General features: G+C 71.7%; 13 protein-coding genes and 1 pseudogene. 7 read left to right on the forward strand and 7 right to left on the reverse strand.

Annotated elements, in window-relative coordinates:
* Positions 1-141: 141 nt before the first annotated feature.
* The 3 genes from FBY41_RS10005 (at position 142) to FBY41_RS10015 (ending at position 2,280) form a co-directional block, all read left to right on the forward strand.
* The gene (locus FBY41_RS10005) at positions 142-1,314 is read left to right on the forward strand and encodes a glutamate--cysteine ligase (protein ID WP_141844022.1); all 1,173 of its coding nucleotides are present in this window, start codon (positions 142-144) and stop codon (positions 1,312-1,314) included.
* A gap of 127 nt (positions 1,315-1,441) precedes the next feature.
* The gene (locus FBY41_RS10010; protein ID WP_141844024.1) at positions 1,442-1,792 is read left to right on the forward strand and encodes an ANTAR domain-containing protein; all 351 of its coding nucleotides are present in this window, start codon (positions 1,442-1,444) and stop codon (positions 1,790-1,792) included.
* A 161-nt stretch (positions 1,793-1,953) separates the two neighbouring features.
* Positions 1,954-2,280, forward strand: a complete 327-nt coding sequence (locus FBY41_RS10015) for a rhodanese-like domain-containing protein (protein ID WP_141844025.1) — start codon at positions 1,954-1,956, stop codon at positions 2,278-2,280.
* Between the two features lie 9 nt (positions 2,281-2,289).
* Here FBY41_RS10015 and FBY41_RS10020 read toward each other — a convergent pair whose 3' ends face one another.
* The gene (locus FBY41_RS10020; protein ID WP_141845051.1) at positions 2,290-4,572 is read right to left on the reverse strand and encodes a glycoside hydrolase family 3 C-terminal domain-containing protein; all 2,283 of its coding nucleotides are present in this window, start codon (positions 4,570-4,572) and stop codon (positions 2,290-2,292) included.
* A gap of 165 nt (positions 4,573-4,737) precedes the next feature.
* Here FBY41_RS10020 and FBY41_RS10025 point away from each other — a divergent pair, with 165 nt between their 5' ends.
* Positions 4,738-5,316, forward strand: coding sequence for a TetR/AcrR family transcriptional regulator (locus FBY41_RS10025; RefSeq protein ID WP_141844026.1), 579 nt, complete (start codon positions 4,738-4,740; stop codon positions 5,314-5,316).
* Between the two features lie 31 nt (positions 5,317-5,347).
* A complete protein-coding gene (locus tag FBY41_RS10030; protein ID WP_141844028.1) occupies positions 5,348-6,838 on the forward strand; it encodes a carboxylesterase/lipase family protein in 1,491 nt (496 codons plus the stop codon).
* A 15-nt stretch (positions 6,839-6,853) separates the two neighbouring features.
* Here the strand turns inward: FBY41_RS10030 and FBY41_RS10035 are convergent, their stop codons facing one another.
* Positions 6,854-8,233, reverse strand: coding sequence for an MBL fold metallo-hydrolase (locus FBY41_RS10035; RefSeq protein WP_141844030.1), 1,380 nt, complete (start codon positions 8,231-8,233; stop codon positions 6,854-6,856).
* Positions 8,234-8,429: 196 nt separating this feature from the next.
* Between FBY41_RS10035 and FBY41_RS10040 the strand changes: the two genes are divergently transcribed.
* The gene (locus FBY41_RS10040; protein ID WP_141844032.1) at positions 8,430-9,158 is read left to right on the forward strand and encodes a ferritin-like domain-containing protein; all 729 of its coding nucleotides are present in this window, start codon (positions 8,430-8,432) and stop codon (positions 9,156-9,158) included.
* 79 nt (positions 9,159-9,237) lie between these two features.
* On the opposite strand, the gene FBY41_RS10045 is transcribed toward FBY41_RS10040, so the two are convergent.
* From FBY41_RS10045 to FBY41_RS10060, 4 genes and pseudogenes are all read right to left on the reverse strand, one after another.
* A complete protein-coding gene (locus FBY41_RS10045; RefSeq protein WP_260439681.1) occupies positions 9,238-9,804 on the reverse strand; it encodes a hypothetical protein in 567 nt (188 codons plus the stop codon).
* A gap of 239 nt (positions 9,805-10,043) precedes the next feature.
* Positions 10,044-10,178 (reverse strand): annotated as a pseudogene (locus tag FBY41_RS24260) (type IV toxin-antitoxin system AbiEi family antitoxin domain-containing protein); the annotation flags it as partial.
* A gap of 133 nt (positions 10,179-10,311) precedes the next feature.
* Positions 10,312-11,424 (reverse strand): sensor histidine kinase, encoded by a 1,113-nt coding sequence (locus tag FBY41_RS10055; RefSeq protein WP_141844039.1) that lies wholly within the window; start codon positions 11,422-11,424, stop codon positions 10,312-10,314.
* A complete protein-coding gene (locus FBY41_RS10060; protein WP_141844043.1) occupies positions 11,421-12,146 on the reverse strand; it encodes a response regulator transcription factor in 726 nt (241 codons plus the stop codon). The genes FBY41_RS10055 and FBY41_RS10060 overlap by 4 nt, the downstream gene beginning before the upstream one ends.
* A gap of 301 nt (positions 12,147-12,447) precedes the next feature.
* Between FBY41_RS10060 and FBY41_RS10065 the strand changes: the two genes are divergently transcribed.
* A complete protein-coding gene (locus tag FBY41_RS10065; RefSeq protein WP_141843027.1) occupies positions 12,448-13,659 on the forward strand; it encodes an IS110 family transposase in 1,212 nt (403 codons plus the stop codon).
* An 86-nt stretch (positions 13,660-13,745) separates the two neighbouring features.
* Here FBY41_RS10065 and FBY41_RS10070 read toward each other — a convergent pair whose 3' ends face one another.
* On the reverse strand, positions 13,746-17,177 hold the full coding sequence (locus FBY41_RS10070) for a caspase family protein (protein WP_141844045.1): 3,432 nt from the start codon (positions 17,175-17,177) through the stop codon (positions 13,746-13,748).
* Positions 17,178-17,241: the final 64 nt, after the last annotated feature.

The raw sequence follows: 17,241 nt of genomic DNA on the forward strand, positions 1-17,241 counted from the left end.
CACGACGTCGACGCACGCGTCACGGCTTGCTCGTCGACTGCCGATCGGCGCCGATAGGCTCGAGGAGCCCGCTCACACCCGGCACCGCAGCCCGCAGCGACGTCTCCGCGGACCTGCACCGACGAGCCATGCGAGGTGGCCATGACCCAACCGGAAGCGCCAGCCCCCGAGGTCAGCTTCGCGCCCTCGGTGGGGCGCACGCTCGGGGTCGAGTGGGAGCTCGGGCTCGTCGACCCGGTCACCCTCGACCTCACGTCGAGGGCCGACGAGCTGCTGGCCCTCGCCAACGGTGTCGGCGACAGCGGCCACGCGCGTCGGACGAAGTCGCGCTCGACGGTCACGAAGGAGCTGCTGCGCAACACCGTCGAGATCGTCACCGGGATCTGCGCGAACGCCGAGGAGGCGTCCACCGACCTCGCGGACGGGCTCGAGCGGGTCCAGGCGGCGGCGGCCGAGCTCGGGGTCCTGCTCTACGGGGGTGGCGCGCACCCCTTCGCCCGCTGGGAGGACCAGCAGGTCACCGAGGGGCAGCGCTACGCGACCCTCATCGACCGGACCCAGTGGTGGGGACGGCAGATGGTGATCTTCGGGGTCCACGTGCACGTCGGCGTCCGCTCGGCCGCGAAGGTGTGGCCGCTCATCAACGGGCTGCTGACCTACCACCCGCACCTCACGGCGCTCTCGGCGTCGTCGCCGTACGGCTCCGGCGCCGACACGGGCTATGCGAGCAACCGGACGATGCTCTTCCAGCAGCTGCCCACCGCCGGCCTGCCCTTCCAGTTCGAGACGTGGGCGCAGTACCGCGAGTACCTCCACGACGTCTTCACGACCGGCGTCATCGCCGACGCGAGCGAGCTGCGGTGGGACATCCGACCGTCGTTGCGGCTCGGCACGATCGAGGTGCGCGCGTGTGACGGCTTCGCCAGACCACAGGACGTCACGGCGATCGCCGCCCTCATCCACTGCCTCGTCGCACACCTCGAGGACCAGCTCGACGAGGGCGTCCTGGCGCGGCCGTTGCCGCCCTGGCACGTGCAGGAGAACAAGTGGCGGGCCGCGCGCTACGGCCTCGACGCCATCATCATCCGCGACGCCGCCAACCGGGAGGGCCCGGTCGTCGACGACATCTGCGACCTCCTCACGCAGCTCGAGCCCACTGCCCGCACGCTCGGCTGCTCGGCCGAGCTCGCGGGAGTCGAGGACATCCTCCGTGGCGGCGCCGGCTACCTGCGGATGCGTGACGCGGTGGCCGCGGACGCCAGAGGCGACCTCCGCGCCGCCGTCCGCGCCATGCTCGTGGAGCACCCCCGCTGACCCGCCTGTGACCGGACGACGCCTCCCGATATCGGTCTGGCAGCACGCCCGCGCCACGGATTATCCTCTGGTGAGGAGCCGGTCAGGCAAGGTGCCGGACTCGCACCACCGTCGCAGGAGTAGTCCGATGACACGATCGTCGACCTCGGTGCCGGAGCCCGTGCACGAGGCCCACGCCATCCACACCAGCGAGCCGCGACCAGCGGTTGACGTCGACCTGACCGAGACCGAGCAGTTCATCCTCGAGATGCTCGAGCGGCTCGACGCCGCCGACACGGAGGCCGCCCATCTCAGACGAGCCCTTGGCCACAGCCGCGACATCGGCGCCGCCATCGGCGTGCTGATGGCGATGAAGAAGGTGACCCGCGACGAGGCCTTCGAGCTGCTCCGCAGGGCGAGCCAGGACCAGAACCGGAAGCTGCACGAGCTCTCGCTCGATGTCCTGAGCACGGGCGAGCTGCCCTGTCGTCCAAGCTGACTCGTCAGGCCGACCGTCGTGTCGTGAGCGCGCGGCGGAGGTGCTCATGGTCCCCATGCTGGGGTATGCCGTCCGATTGGCGCTCGATGTCGCGGCCGGGTTACGCTGTGCCTCGAGATATACCCCAGGGGGTATAAGGCACCAGTGTGAGGAGACACTTCATGACCGCGACCACGACAGTCAGCGCACTCGCCGCGGCGCACGCCGACGGCGCCGTCGTCATCGACGTCCGCGAACCGATGGAGTACGTCGGCGGGCACGTGCCCGGCGCCGTGCTGATGCCGATGGGGCAGCTCGCCTCCCGCGTGTTCGAGCTCGACCGCTCGCGCCCGGTCTTCGTGATCTGCGCGAGCGGCAACCGCAGCCGCGCGATGGCCGACTTCCTCGAGCGCGCCGGCTTCGACGCCCGCTCGGTCGACGGCGGTACGTCGGAGTGGATCCAGTCCGGTCACCCGGTCGTGAGGGGAACGCGGCCGAACGCCGCCTGAGCATCCTCCTCAGGTCAGGCCGCGCTCGGCGTTGAGTCGCTCGAGCCGCGCGCCGACCTCCGCCGGCACGACGCCGGTGCCCGGGAAGCCGAGGATTCGGCCGACGGGGGCTGACCCGATGAGCTTGACCATGTCGGGGTCGTCGAGGAAGCGGGAGAGTCCCTCTCGGACGAGCTGCGCCGCCTCCGGGTCGGCCATGACCTCGTCGAGCGACGACTCGAGCGTGAGGGGCATCGCGACCTCGTCGCCCACGACGGCGACCGTCTCGCTGCCCCGGATGTCACGGCTCGATGCGCCGACCTCGACGGCATACGACCCGCCCTCGACGACCCACGCACCAGCGCGGATGTCCCAGCAGGCCAGGTCTGCTCGGCTCACGCGCAGCTCGACGACGCGGCTCTCACCCGCGGCCAGGGCGACCGAGCCAAAGGCCTTCAGCTCGCGCGGGGGCCGCGCCACGTCGGAGGACGCGAGGCCGGTGTAGACCTGCACGACCTCACGTCCGTCGCGCTCGCCGGTGTTCGTCACCGTGACGCTCACCGCGAGCCCCTCGGCATCCGGCGTCACCGACAGCCCGGAGTGCTCGAACGTCGTGTAGGACAGTCCGTGGCCGAAGGGGTGGGCGACGTCGAGGTCGCGAGCGTCGTACCACCGGTAGCCGACGAAGAGCCCCTCGCCGTAGCGCACGTGACCGCGCTCGCCCGGGAAGTCGAGGTAGGCGGGGGAGTCCTGCAGTCGGTGGGGGATCGTCTCGGCGAGGCGCCCCGAGGGGTTGACGGCGCCGTAGAGCACGTCCGCGACGGCGGTGCCGCCGGCCTGACCGAGCAGCCAGCCCTCGACGACGGCGGCCGAGCGGTCCGCGACCTCACCGAGGCGCACGACCCCGCCGTTGGACAGCACGACGACGACGCGCGGGTTCGCGTCGGCAACAGCGCCGAGCAGGGCCACCTGCTCCGCGGGCAGCTCGATGTCGGCGCGGTCGAAGCCCTCCGACTCCAGCTCGGCGGGCAGGCCGAGGAAGAGCACGGCGACGTCGCTCGCCGCCGCTGCGGCCACGGCCTCGCGCACGAGCTCCTCGCCGGTCTGGGCGGCTGCGGCGGCGGGGTCCGTGTCGCCGAGGACGAAGCCCGCGGCATACGTCACGGTGCCCTCGGCGGCGTGCTCGCGCATGCCGTCGAGCGCCGTGTCGAGTCGGGTCGGGTTGATGAGGGAGCTTCCGGCGCCCTGGTAGCGCGGCTGGGCCGCGAACGCGCCGATCACTGCGACCCGGGTCGTGGGCGCGAGGGGGAGGATGCCGTCGTTCTCGAGCAGCACGACGCTGCGCGCGGCCACCTCGCGGGCGAGGGCGTGGTGGGCATCCACGTCATAGCCCGCCCCTTCGACGCGATGGCTGCCTCCGGAGTCGTGGCCATCGCGTCGCAACGCCTTCTGCACGAGGTCGACGACGCGGGTCGCGGCGAGGTCGAGCGCCGCTTCCGCGAGGCTGCCGTCGCGGACCGCCGCGACGACCTCGGCGTCGGTGCGGCCCTCGCTCGACGGCATCTCGAGGTCGAGTCCGGCAGCCACGCCGGCGACGCGGTCATCGACCGCACCCCAGTCCGACATGACGAGGCCTGTGAAGCCCCACTCGCCGCGCAACACGTCGGTGAGCAGCCAGCGGTTCTGCGACGCATAGGTGCCGTTGATCTTGTTGTAGGAGCACATGAGCGTCCACGGCTCGGCCTCCGTCACGACGCGCTGGAAGCCGCGGAGGTAGATCTCGCGCAGGGGCCGCTCGTCGACGTCGGCCGAGACGCGCATGCGGTCGGCCTCCTGGTTGTTGGCCGCGAAGTGCTTCAGCGAGGCCCCGACCCCTTGGCTCTGCAGTCCGCGCACGAGCGCGGCGCCGAGGACGCCGGAGACGAAAGGGTCCTCCGAGAGGTACTCGAAGTTCCGTCCGCACAGCGGGGAGCGCTTGATGTTGATGCCGGGGCCGAGAAGCACCCCGACGCCCTCGGCCGCGGCCTCCTCGCCGAGCGCGACGCCGACACGCTCGAGCAGGTCGGGGTCGAAGGTCGAGCCGAGGGCAACGGCCGGGGGAAAGCACGTGGCCGGCACGCTGTCGGCGAGACCGACGTGGTCGGCACCCCCACGCTGCTTGCGGACGCCGTGCGGCCCGTCGGTCAGCAGGACCTCGGGGATGCCGGCCCGTGAGACGCCCTGGGTGAACCAGAAGCTCGACCCGCTCGTGAGCGACGCCTTCTCCTCGAGCGTGAGCCCGGCGACGACCTCCTCGGGGAGCAGGGCGAGCATCGCGGCCACGCCGGGGGCCCCTCCGGTGGTGCGGCCGGGCCCGTTCTCTGTGGCGTCAGGCTGAAGGTCGGTCATCGTCGTCCTTTCGAAGGGCCGCTCCGGCGCGGGCCAACCAAAACCATACGACGTTCGGTTTTCATGGCGCAAGGGTCGTACGATGCCGACATGGGTCGGCGGGGTGCATACGCAAAGGGTGTCGCCAAGCGCGAGGAGATCCTCGACGCCGCCCTGACCGTCATCGCCCGCAACGGCTACCAGCGCACCTCGGTGCGCGACATCGCCGAGGCCGTGGGCCTCAGCCAAGCGGGTCTGCTGCACTACTTCGCGTCGAAGGAGGCCCTCTTCGCCGAGGTCCTGCGTCGCCGCGACGAGGTCGACCGGGAGCGGATGCCGGCTGACCCCGCCGCCCGGGTCGAGGGGCTCATCGAGATCATGAGGCACAACGCCGACGTGCCCGGCCTCGTGCAGCTCTATGCGGAGCTCTCGACCGAGGCGTCGCACCCCGAGCACGCCGCGCACGACTTCTTCACACAGCGGTATGCCGTCCTGCGCCGCGAGCTCGGCGAGACCGTTCGGGCGGCGCAGGAGCGAGGTGAGCTCTCGACGTCGCTGGACGCGGAGTCCGTGGCCACCATCCTGCTCGCCTCGGCCGACGGGCTGCAGACGCAGTGGATGCTGGAGCCGGGCCTCGACATGGCCGCACGGCTCGAGCACCTGTGGGCTGCGCTGTGTCGCGTGCCCTGACGTGAAACCGACTGGCCGAGAGAGGATCCCGATGGACGACGAGCGCACCGCAGCGCCAGAGGTGATGACGGCGGCGGGCCGCGTGCGCGGCTCCTGGCGCGGCGGATCCGCCGCGTTCCTCGGCATCCCCTTCGCCGAGCCACCCATCGGCACGAGGCGTTTCGCTGCGCCACAGCCCAAGGGGCACTGGCCCGGCGTGCTCGACGCGACGGCATACGGGCCGACGCCGCAGCGACAGGCGCTGTCGGCGACGACGCTCATCCCCGAGCCCTCGGTGCCGGGGGAGTCGACGCTCAACGTCAACGTCTTCACTCCCAACCCCGAGCGGCCAACGGACACAGGCCTGCCCGTGCTCGTGTGGATACACGGCGGCGGTTTCGTCGCCGGCTCGCCCGCGAGCCCGTGGTACGACGGCCGCTCCTTCAACCGCGACGGCGTCGTCACCGTAACCGTGTCCTACCGGCTCGGCTTCGACGGCTTCGGATGGATCGAAGGTGCACCGCAGAACCGGGGCGTGCTCGACTGGCTGCTCGCCCTCCGGTGGGTCCAGGACAACATCGCGGCCTTCGGCGGCGACCCCTCCCGCGTGACGATCGCGGGCCAGTCGGCCGGCGGCGCAGCGGTGCTGACGCTCCTCGGCATGCCGGCAGCGCAGGGCCTCTTCTCGGGGGCGTGGTCGCTCTCCGGGCTCGTGCCGGGCATCACCGCTGTCGCGGCGCAGCGGTATGCCGTCCGGCTCGCTGCCGCTGCAGGTGTCACGGCCGATCGGGCGGGCTTCGCCTCGCTCGAGGAGACCGAGCTGCTCGCACACCAGGACGCGCTCGCGGCAGGAGGGGATGGGGAGGGACGGTCGCCCCTCGACGAGGCGCTGTCGCCTGCCCGTGACCTCGTGACCGAGGGGCTGCGCCTGGGCCCGGTCATTGACGGCGAGCTCGTGCCCACGCCGACGCTCGACGCCTACCGCGCCGGCGTCGGCAGCGACGTGCCACTGGTGCTGGGGGCGACGGACGACGAGTTCTCGCTGCTCGTCCACGGGGCTCGTGAGCCGCTGGACGCCGTCTCGGGGTCGGACGCCCTCGCCGCACTCGGGCTGGCAGGGCCGACCCTCGACGCCTACCTCGCGGCGCACGCGGACGTGGCGACCTCGGACCTCGTCGGCCGTTACGTCACCGACCGGCTCTTCCGCAGCGCCACGCTCGAGGTCCTCGCGGCCCGGGCGGGTGCCCGGTCGTGGCTCTACCGCTTCGCGTGGCCCTCGCCGGCCTTCGGCGATGCGGTGCACTGCCTCGACGTGCCGTTCTGGTTCGACTGCCTCGACTCCGAGCGGGTCGCACAGGTGGCGGGGCCCACTCCGCCGCAGGCTCTGGCAGACGAGATCCACGGCGCTGCAGTCGGTTTCGTCGCGGACGGCGACCCCGGGTGGCCGTTGTGGTCTGAGCCCCAACGGCCCACCCGGGTCTTCGACACGCCCTCCGTCATCGAGTCGGACGGCTATGCCGACACGCGGTCGCTGCTGGAGTGACGCCCTCGTCGCCCATCAGGACGCGACGGCGTGCACGAGCGACCAGGCGTTGAAGCCACCGAGGATGTCGGACACGTCGCGGAACCCCTTGGCGCGCAGGAGGCTGGCGCCGACGCTGCTGCGCCACCCACCGGCGCAGTAGACGACGACCGGCTTGGCGGGGTCGAGCTCGTCACTGCGACGGGCGAGCTCGGCGAGCGGGATGTGCCGTGCCCCGGGCAGCATGCCGGCCTCGAGCTCTCCGGCGTTGCGGATGTCGACGAGCTGGACGTCGCCAGACGCGGCGGCATCCTCGACCTGGGTCGCGGTGAGCCGGCTGGCCCGCTCCACGCGGTCCTGGTGCGAGAGGAAGTACGCCTCCGGGTCGGGAACGTAGCCGAGCACGTTGTCGAAGCCGATGCGCGCGAAGCGCGTCGCGACCTCCTGCTCCTGGCCCTCGGGCGCGATGATGACGACGCGCTGCTCGGGGGTGAGCACGCTGCCGACGGTCTCGGCCATGCGGCCGTCCCAGGGTACGTTGACCGAGCCCTTGACGTGGCCGGCGGCGAACTCCATCTGGTCACGCGCGTCGTCGAGCACTGCGCCGGCGGCGAGGGCGGCGTCGACCTCGTCGTCGGTGAGCGCGGGGATCGCCGCGTCGGTGCTGCGCACGTCACGCCCCTGCTTGTTGAGGGTCGCGTTGTAGACGAAGTAGGCCGGTGCGGGCGGCTGACCGGCGGTGACGACCTCGAGGAAGTCGGCCTCGCTCATCGGCTGGCAGGCGTAGTTGAAGGCGCGCTGCTCGCCGATCGTCGACTGCCGCTCGGTGGAGAGGTTCTTGCCGCATGAGGAGCCGGCGCCGTGGGCGGGGAAGACTCGCACGGCGTCGGGCAGGCCCATGAGCTTGTGCTGGACGGAGTCGTAGAGCATCCGGCCGAGCTCGTCGGCGGTGACGCCGTCGGAGGCGAGCAGGTCGGGACGGCCCACGTCGCCGATGAAGAGGGCGTCGCCGGTGAGCACGCCGTATGCCGTGTCGTCCTCGGCGTGCTCGTACACGAGGACGCTGATGGACTCGGGCGTGTGGCCCGGGGTCGCCATGATCTCCAGCGTCACGTCTCCGAGGCTGATCCGCTCGCCGTCCTCGAGGGATCGCACCTCGAACTCGGGCTGTGCGGCGGAGCCGTACCCGATCCAGGCGCCCGTCTCGCGGGCCAGCTCGAGGTGGCCGGAGAGGAAGTCGGCGTGGAAGTGGGTGTTGATGATGCCGACGATCGTCAGGCCGTGGGCCGACGCGTCGTCGAGGTACTCCGCCACGTCACGCCGCGGGTCGACGACGACAGCCTGGCCGGTCGTCTCGTCGCCCACGAGGTAGGACGCCTGCGAGAGGCAGTCGAGGTAGTACTGGCTGAAGTACATGAGTCTCCTTCGGGTTGCGGCAGCAGCTCTTGGCACCATCGTAACCCATACCCCTAGGGGTATATTCCGACTCCCCTCGTGATCCTTCACGGAGGCTTCACACGCGGGAGGCCAGGCCCTTCACGGCCGCGAGGTTGACTCGAACCAGAGGGAGTCGGAAAGACCCCCGAGAGCCACCACGATGAAGGAGCAGACCATGAAGACCACCTGGAGGACCCGCACAGCCGTCATTGCCGGCGCGACCCTGGTCCTCGCCGGCGGGGCGTCGGTGGCGATCGCCGGTGCCACCACGGTCACGGGCACCGTGCCGACCGTCGCCACTGCGTCGTCGGTCGACACCGCGACCGCGACGGGGCTGGCCTTCACCCGGGAGGAGGAGCGGATGGCCCGTGACCTCTACCAGGCGTTCTCCGACCAGTACGACGGGGCGATGCCCTTCCGCATGATCGTCAACAGCGAGCAGCGGCACTACGACGCGGTCGGCACCCTGCTGACCCGCTACGGCATCGCCGACCCGTCTGCCGGGAAGTCGGCAGGCAGCTATGCCGACCCGACGATCCAGAAGCTCTACGACGGCTGGCTGGCCGAGGGCAAGAAGTCGCTGGCCGCGGCATACGGCGTCGGTGTCGCCCTCGAGAAGCGCGACATCGCCGACCTCGACACCGCGATCGCCGCCACGACGGCGACGGACGCCAAGGCCCTCTACACCCAGCTGCAGAACGCGTCGAAGCACCACCTCGCCGCGTTCGAGGCCGCTGTCGACGGCCGCACGATGGAGCCGGGCACCGGAATGGGGATGGGGGCCGGCACGGGGATGGGTCGTGGCTACGGCAACGGTCCCGGAGCCGGCCAGGGCCGGATGGGCCCGGGCAACGGGACGGGCCCGGTCGGTGACTGCCCGATGGCGGACTCGACCGACTCGTGATCGCCTCGCAGGCCCGTGGAGGGTTGGCGTTGCCAGGGCAGCGCCAACCCTCCACGCGACTCCGTCCTGATCCCCCCCATCAGGACCGGCGCAGGGCGCAGTCACAACGCCGGCACGGGCGTGCGCCACCCTGCCAGCCCCGCTGGTTGAGGATGACGGCCAGGTCTCGCGCGGTGACACAGGGCGTGACTGCGACGTCGTGCCAGTGGACCCGCACGGTGAGCCATTCGTAGGTGGCGTTGGTGCGGTCGCGGCGGCCGTCCTTCTGCTGGGCTGGCCAACTGGCGTGACCGAGCCGACCGTCCACCTCGACCTTGAGCCGCTGCTCCTCGTAGTCGTTGTCGCAGATCGTGCGGCCTGGACCGGGTGCCTGCCTCCGAGCGGCCGGGAGGCCATGGGCCCGCTCGACGTCGCGCAGGTAGCGGCGCTCGCCGCTGCTCTCGGCCCCTGCTCCGATGTCGTCCAGCACCTCGGACAGGTCCGACCGGTGCGTCTGGTCCGGACGGCGCTGAAGGGTCAACCGGAGGTTGTGCACCGTGGTCCGTCCGGTTTGGCAGGCCTTCGCGATGAGCGCGACCGCCGTGTCGAGGGACGCGCCCTGGGCGAGGTCGAAGACCGTGTCGTCGAGACTGATCCGGTGGGCCACTCGCGTTCATCCATCCGCGCCAGCGCATGGCGACTTCGCGTCACGACGAGGTCTGCGGTCGAGGTCGGCCGTCGCGTGGTCGGCACGACGACGTGGATCCGCGGCCCCGGGCTGGGCACGATGCCCCAGAGATAGCCGGCACTCGAGCCGGCGAGGGCGCTCGGCGTGCCGATGTGCAGCAGCGCGGCCTGGGCGCTGGTGAGCCAGTCGTCTCGGCCGGGCACCGTCTGGTAGACGCCCCGGTGCAGCTGGACCCACCGACCGGAGCCCACGCGCCACCGGATCGCGGCGTCGGTCAGTCCCGATGCCAGGGCCCTCTCGCGCGTGACGAGACCGAAGTGCGACCGTGCGAACGAGGCGAGGTCCTGGGGCATCGGGCCATGCTGACCACTGTCGGCCCGGGCGCGCTGTGGTTGTCCCCAGCCTGCGGGCCGGCCGCCGGCCCCGTGGAGGGTTGGCGTTGCCAGGGCAGCGCCAACCCTCCACAGGGCCGATCCACCAGAGGGGCTAGCTCCCCGGGCGCCCGCCGAGCGGCATCCGGGCCGTGAACGTCGCGCCACGGCCACGACCCTCGGACCGCGCCGTCAGGTCGCCGCCGTGGGCCCGCATGATCCCCCGGGCGACGGTCAGCCCGATGCCCGACCCCGTGTCGCCCTCGGCCACGCGCCGACCGGGCACGCGGTAGAACCGCTCGAACACCCGCTCGACATCTGCGGCGTCGAGGCCCTCACCGGTGTCGCTGACCTCGACGAGCCCGTCTCCGCGCTCGGCGCGGCACTGCACGTGCAGCTCACCACCGGACGGGGTGGCCCGGATGGCGTTGCCGAGCAGGTTCGTCACGACCTGCGAGATGCGGTCGGCGTCGGCACGGACGACGACGGGCTCGCCTCCGGCCTCCACCACGAGACGCAGCCCGGAGTCCTCGGCCTGGGGGCGGAGGCGTTCGGCGGCTGCGCGGGTGATGGAGCCGAGATCGACCTCCCGCAGCTCGAGCCCCAGCCGGCCCTCCTCCGCCCGTGACAGGGCCGACAGGTCGTCAGAGAGGCGCCGAAGTCGTCGCACCTCGTCGCTCACCCGGCCCAGCTCGTCGGCCCCGGCCGGCATGACACCATCGATCATCGCCTCGACGTAGCCGTCGATGACGGTGAGCGGCGTGCGCATCTCGTGCGCCACCTCGCCGAGCAGCCGCACCCGTCGCGCCTCGGTCTCCGCGAGGCCGCGGCCGAGGGTGTTGACGTCGGTGGCGAGCTCTGCCAGCTCCGTCTCGTGGGGGACCGGCACGGGCACGGCATACCTGCCCTGCGCCATCTCACGCGTCGCGGCGCGCACCGCGGCGAGCGGGCGGACGAGGCGGTATGCCGCGAACGTGCCGAACACCGCCGCGGCCACTGCGCCCACGAGCGCCCCGACGAGCAAGGCGCCCGAGACGGCGTCCGCGAACTGCTGCCGCAGCGTGCCGGGGCCCTGGCCGCCGCTGCCCATGCCGCCCATCCCGCTCATCCGCATGCTCTCGTCGAAGAGCGCGGGCGCGAGCTGGCGGACGATGACGAAGGTCGCGGCCGCGCCGAGGACGGCGACGAGCAGGTGCGAGATCACGAGGCGCACGTCGAGGCGGTTCACGACGTCACCCGCGCCGGGTCGAGGAGGAACTTGTAGCCGACCCCGCGGACGGTGCCGATGACGCGCGGCGAGGCGGCATCGTCACCGAGGGCCTTGCGCATGCTGCGGATGTGCACGTCGACCACCCTCTCGTCACCGTAGAAGTCGTAGCCCCAGACCTTTTCGAGCAGCTGGGCGCGGGAGAAGACCCGCCCGGGAGAGCTCGCGAGGGCGATGAGCAGGTCGAGCTCCAGCGTCGACAGCGGCACCGGCACGTCTCCCGCCGAGACCTCCCGGCGCTCCGGGTCGATGACGAGCCCGTCGAAGCGGAGCACCGGGTCATCCGGCGTCGCGGTGCCCTGCGGCCCGTCCGGCCCGACCCGGCGCAGCACCGTCTTCACCCGGGCGACGACCTCGCGGGGGCTGAACGGCTTGGTGACGTAGTCGTCGGCACCGACGCCGAGGCCGACGAGCTTGTCAACCTCCTCGGCGCGTGCTGTGACGAGGATGACCGGCAGCTGCGACTGCTGCCGGATGGTGCGCAGCACCTCGAGCCCGTCGACGTCGGGCAGCCCGACGTCGAGGAGCACGAGGTCCGGTGCGCCCCGTGAGCCGGTCGCGTGCCGAAGCGCATCACGGCCGGAGCCGCACTCGACGACCTCGAAGCCGTCAGCCTCGAGATAGGCCCGCAGCACCGTGCGGATCTGCGGCTCGTCGTCGACGACGAGGATGCGTCGTGCCACCGGTCACCTCCACGGCTCGGGCTCGAACCCAGCCTAATGGGGGTGTTGTTCTCCCTCTTTCGACGTGTGATCGGGGGTGGGAGGCTGTTTGGCCGAGCCGTTGGTCGGTGAACACCACCTCAGCCTGAGGCGCTGATCTCTACGCCTAGATCGTGTCCCGACCGGCGGGGAGGTCGCCCGACGAGTGCTGATGGGATGTCGTGCCCCCAGCGGTGGTGAGCACTGATCCATTAGGTCGCTACCGGGGCGATCCCGGCTCAGTGTCCGCAGTGTGTCGATCGAGGTGAAGGAGGTGGTCGCGTTGATCTTCGTCGGCAACGACTGGGCCGAGGATCACCACGACGTCCATGTCATGAACGAGGCGGGCAGCAAGCTTGCCGCCCGGCGACTACCCGAGGGCGTGGCTGGGGTCAGCGCCTTTCACGCGCTGCTCGCCGAGCACGCCGGTGACCCGCACGAGGTGGCCGTCGGAATCGAGACCGACCACGGGCTGTGGGTCGCGTCGCTGGTCGCGGCCGGGTACCGGGTGTACGCGGTCAACCCCAAGGCGGTGGCCCGCTACCGCGACCGGCACCACGTCGGCGGCGGCAAGTCCGACCCCGGGGACGCGAAGGTCCTGGCCGACCTGGTCCGCACCGACGCGCACAACCATCGCGTCGTGGCCGGCGACAGCGACCAGGTGCAGGCCATCAAGGTCCTGGCCCGTGCCCAGCAGTCGATGGTGTGGCTGCGCAGCCGGGAGACCAACCGGCTGCGGAACGCGCTGCGGGAGTTCTACCCCGCGGCGATGACAGCGTTTCAGGACCTGCACGACCACGACGCCCTCGCGGTCCTGACCCGGGCCCCAGATCCTGACAGGGCGGCCCGGCTGACCCGCTCCCAGCTCACAGCGGCCCTGCGCGCTGGCGGCCGACGACGCAACCTGCACACCACCACCGAGCGGATCCACGCGGTGCTGCACACCCAGCAGCTGCACGCACCCGAGGCGACAGCAGCCGCGTACGCGAGCGTGGTCACCGCCCAGGTCGGGGTCATCACCGCGATCAACACCCAGCTCGCCCAGCTCGAGGCGCAGCTGGAAGCCACTTTTGAGCAGCACCCGGACGCCGACATCCTTCTCTCGCTGCCAGGCCTGAGTGACGTCCTCGGCGCCCGGGTGCTCGGCGAGTTCGGAGACGACCCCGAACGCTTCACCGACACCAAGTCTCGCAGGAACTACGCCGGGACCTCCCCGATCACGATCGCCTCAGGCAAGAAACGCGCGGTCCTGGCCCGACACGCCCGCAACACTCGCCTGTACGACGCACTCGACCAGTGGGCCTTCTGCTCCCTCAAGCCCAGCCCAGGAGCCCGCGCCTACTACGACCAACGCCGCGCCGCAGGCGACACCCACCACCAAGCCCTACGCGCCCTGGCCAACCGATGGGTCGGCATCCTGCACGGCTGCCTCAAACACCGAACCCCCTACGACGAACACACCGCATGGGCACACCGCCAACCCGTCGCCGCTTGACACGCCACGACGCTGGGATATCTAGGAGCAACCGGTGCGGCGGGTGCGCCCGGGAGGCCCTTGTGGGCCCCGGCCTTCGTCGCGTGTCAGGAGGTGAGGTCGGCGAGGACCGCGAGGGTCTCCGGGTTCTCGAAGAAGCTCACGTGGTCGGTTGCGACGGTGTGGAGCACTGGGGCGGGGTTGCGCCCCGCCGGCAGCGTCGAGGCGCTCTTCACCGACACGGCGAGGTCGTTGGGCTGGTCGAAGAAGACGAGGTCGACGACCTCACTGCCGATCCGTGAGGGGGAGAGGCGGGCCATGAGCCTCGCGACGCGCCCGGTCGGCACACCCTCCGCCGAGGGGGCGAGTGAACGGTTGCCGACGATGACGTCGTAGCGCGCACTCGGGTCAGGAGCTGCGGCAAGCCGCTTGAGGAACGCGGACTGCGCCTGCATCTCGTCGAGGGCGGTGTCGACCTTCTCGACGGCGCCGAGCAGCGCCGCCAGTGCCGTGACGGGCCACGCCACCGGGATGAAGCCGTTGGCGAGCAAGGCGATCGCCGCCGTCGCCCAGCGCTGCACCGACGGCCACGGCGAGCCGGCGTTCGGGGTGCCCAGGGTGATGAGGTGGGTGACGTCCACCCCTCCGTCGATCTCGACGAGGTGGCGACTGACGAGCCCGCCCATCGAGTGGGCGACGACGTCGAGACGCTTGCCGTGACCGCTCGCGAGCCCGACGTCGCGCAGCATGGATCGCAACGACGCCGCATTCTCCTCGATCGGGGTGTCGAGGTTCTCGTAGTCGAACGCGAGGACGACGTCGTAGCGATCGCCGATGGGTGCGACCGCCCCGCTGACGCGAGAGCTCCTCACCATGCCCTCGGTGTCACCGATGATCCCGTGCACGTAGAGCACGACGGCATCGGCAGCCTGCACCGCGTGCTTCACGGCGGAGGGCTCCGACTCGTAGGTGACGGAGCCGTCGCCGTCCACGGTCGCCATGCGCAGCAGCGGGTAGGCGGGCGGCAGCCCGAGAGCCGTGCCGACGAGCTTGCGGAAGAGGATGCGGATCGACCCCGTCAGGCTGCGCTGGGTCGACACGGGGTCGCTCAGGCGCTGGAGGACGACCTCCGTGCCGTTGCCCGACCGCCGGGCGAAGCCGAGCGGCACGTAGAACTCGCCGTCCCACGCCAGTGGCAGCACGTGGGCGTCGGGGTCGAGCGGCCGGTCGAGGTGCAGCACGAGGGGCTGCGCGGCCGTGACGGCGGCAGGGTCAGCGCCCCCGTCGAGGGTGAGGACGAGAGCGTCAGCCTGCGACTCGTCTCCTCGGGTGGAGATGAGCCCGAAGGGTGTGGTGCCGGCCTCCTGGAGAGGGCCGGGCACGGGAGCGGTCGAGAGGTCCCGGGTCGCGTCGGGCGCCCCCGAGAGCTGGACCGTCGCGCGGAGGCTGGGGTGCGGAGCGATGCGGACGCCCGGGGCCACCTCCACCTGGCGGTCGGACCTGATCGCGACACCGGGGCGCGGCCGCACGGCGACGACCTGGATGTCGACCGTGAACCAGTCGGCTCTCGAGTCGCCGGAGCCGACCGGCTTGGCCCGGCGGGTGCCGACGTGGTCGAGGAGGCGGTCGAGGCTCGACATCGGGCCGGCCCCCCGCACGGTGCTCCCGCCACGCAGGGGTGCAGATACCTCGAGGTCGAGCTGCGCCAGCGTCCGGGGGTCGAACTCGTCCGTGCTGACGATGAGCTTCAGCAGGTCCGTGACCTCGGTGACGCCGGCATCCCACAGCTCGTCGGGGACGCTGGTCTCGAGCTCGATGGGATGGCTCTGGCCCTTCCCGAGCTCCATCGACCCGGCCGCGATCGCGTCGGCAAAGATCCCGAAGGTGTCGGTGAGGTCGAGCAGCGCGACCCAGAGCGGGCGCTGGGACGTGTTGGTGAGGGTGACGGTGAACGGACGTGGCTGCTGGTGCCCGGAGCCGTCCGTGGCGTAGTCGAAGCGCCACAGCCCGTCCACCTCGGCGAACGGCTCCTCACCGGGTGCGGTCTGCGCCTCGACGGTGACTGCCACGGTGTCGCGGGGAAGGTGGGTGCCCGGGTTGCGCAGGTCGGCCACGCGCTGCCAGGCGGCGATGTGCTCGAGCACTCCGATGGCTTCGTCCGGAGTGCCGGCCCGGGGGCACAGGTCGCGCTCGCTGGCAACGCGGCTGATGGCGTAGCCGGAGCCGTCCGGCGTGACCTGGACCTGCGCCTGCTCGCCCGACTCCGGGTCGGCCTCGGCGACGAGCAGCGGTCCGTGCTCGTCGCGGTCCGCGAGGGCTGCTCGGAGCGCCTCCGTGCCGGGGCCTGGGTCGAGGCGAGACAGGAGCGGTGGCAGGGGGGTGGCCGTCACCACGGCCCGGTAGCTGCGTGCCGGGTCGAGCTCACCGGTGGTGAGCGTGAGGGTGGCGTCGGCCGACCGTGCCGCCGTGACGGCCCCGGTGGCGACGACGGCGTCGTGGCTGTCCGTGATCGTGACCAGCGTCTGCTCGTCGCGCACGGGGGCGGCGAGCCCGTGCATCGCGCCGCCGTCGACGGTCCAGTTCCGGCCGTCGTGGGTCACGACGAAGTAGCGGGGCGTCGCCCTGACGGCGCCCCCGAGGAAGGGGCGGTCGAGATCGTCGGTCGACGTGGTCTCGAGCTGCGGCGACTGGTAGCGCACCGTCCGGCGCACCTGGGCACTGACCTGGCGGTGGATCTCACGGTAGGTGAGGGCGTCACCCGCGGTGCTCAGGGCGACTTCGAGGGCGGCAGACATCGCACCGCGATGGGCACCGCCCTGCACGACCTCCTTCGACGTCTCGTTGGCGCGACAGCCGGTGAGCAGGACGTGGGGGGCGTCTGGCATCGTCCAGCCACTGTCGCCGAGGGCATCCCGCTCCGGCAGCCGCGACCCCACGAGCTCGTCGACGTGGTCGCGGTCGAACAGGAAGCTCTCGAGGGGGCGCGGCCGCCGGTCGGTCGGCGCCTGTCGACCCGCCAGGCCGTCCTCGAGCGGGGCGCGGGTGCCGCTGCCGGAGTGACAGCAGTCGAGGACGATGACGACGTGCGGATCGGAGGCCGCCACCTCGGCGATCAGCACGGACAGCTCCTTGTCCGCGAGGTCCCACTGCCCCTCCGTCCTGCTGTCGTGCAGCACCAGGGTCTCGTCGAGGTGGTCCGGCTCGAGGTGCCACCACTGCTCGGGAGCAGGCTCCTGGGACCCGTGGCCGCTGTAGTAGAAGAGCGCCACGTCGTCCGCGGTGGCTTGGGTCAGGTGATCGCGGAAGCCGGCGATGACGGCTGCACGGGTCGCCTCCTCGTCGACGAGGGTGCGGACGTGCAGGGCGTGGCCGCTGTCGCTCACCCGGGCGGTGAGCAGCGCCTCGATGGCCTCGATGTCGTTGCGGCAGCCGCTCAGCGCCGGCACGGGTGCGGGGTAGGCATCGATGCCGACGAGCAGGGCGTAGACGTTGCGCTTCGCAGCCGCAGGCGCAGGCGTGGGCGTGGCCGTGGGTGTCATGACGTGCCTCCGAGTCGTGGCCGGGTGGCCGGTCGAGCAGCGATGTCGCGGCCGGGCGGTGTGC

The sequence above is a fragment of the Humibacillus xanthopallidus genome (assembly GCF_006716675.1).
Lineage (GTDB): Bacteria > Actinomycetota > Actinomycetes > Actinomycetales > Dermatophilaceae > Humibacillus > Humibacillus xanthopallidus_B.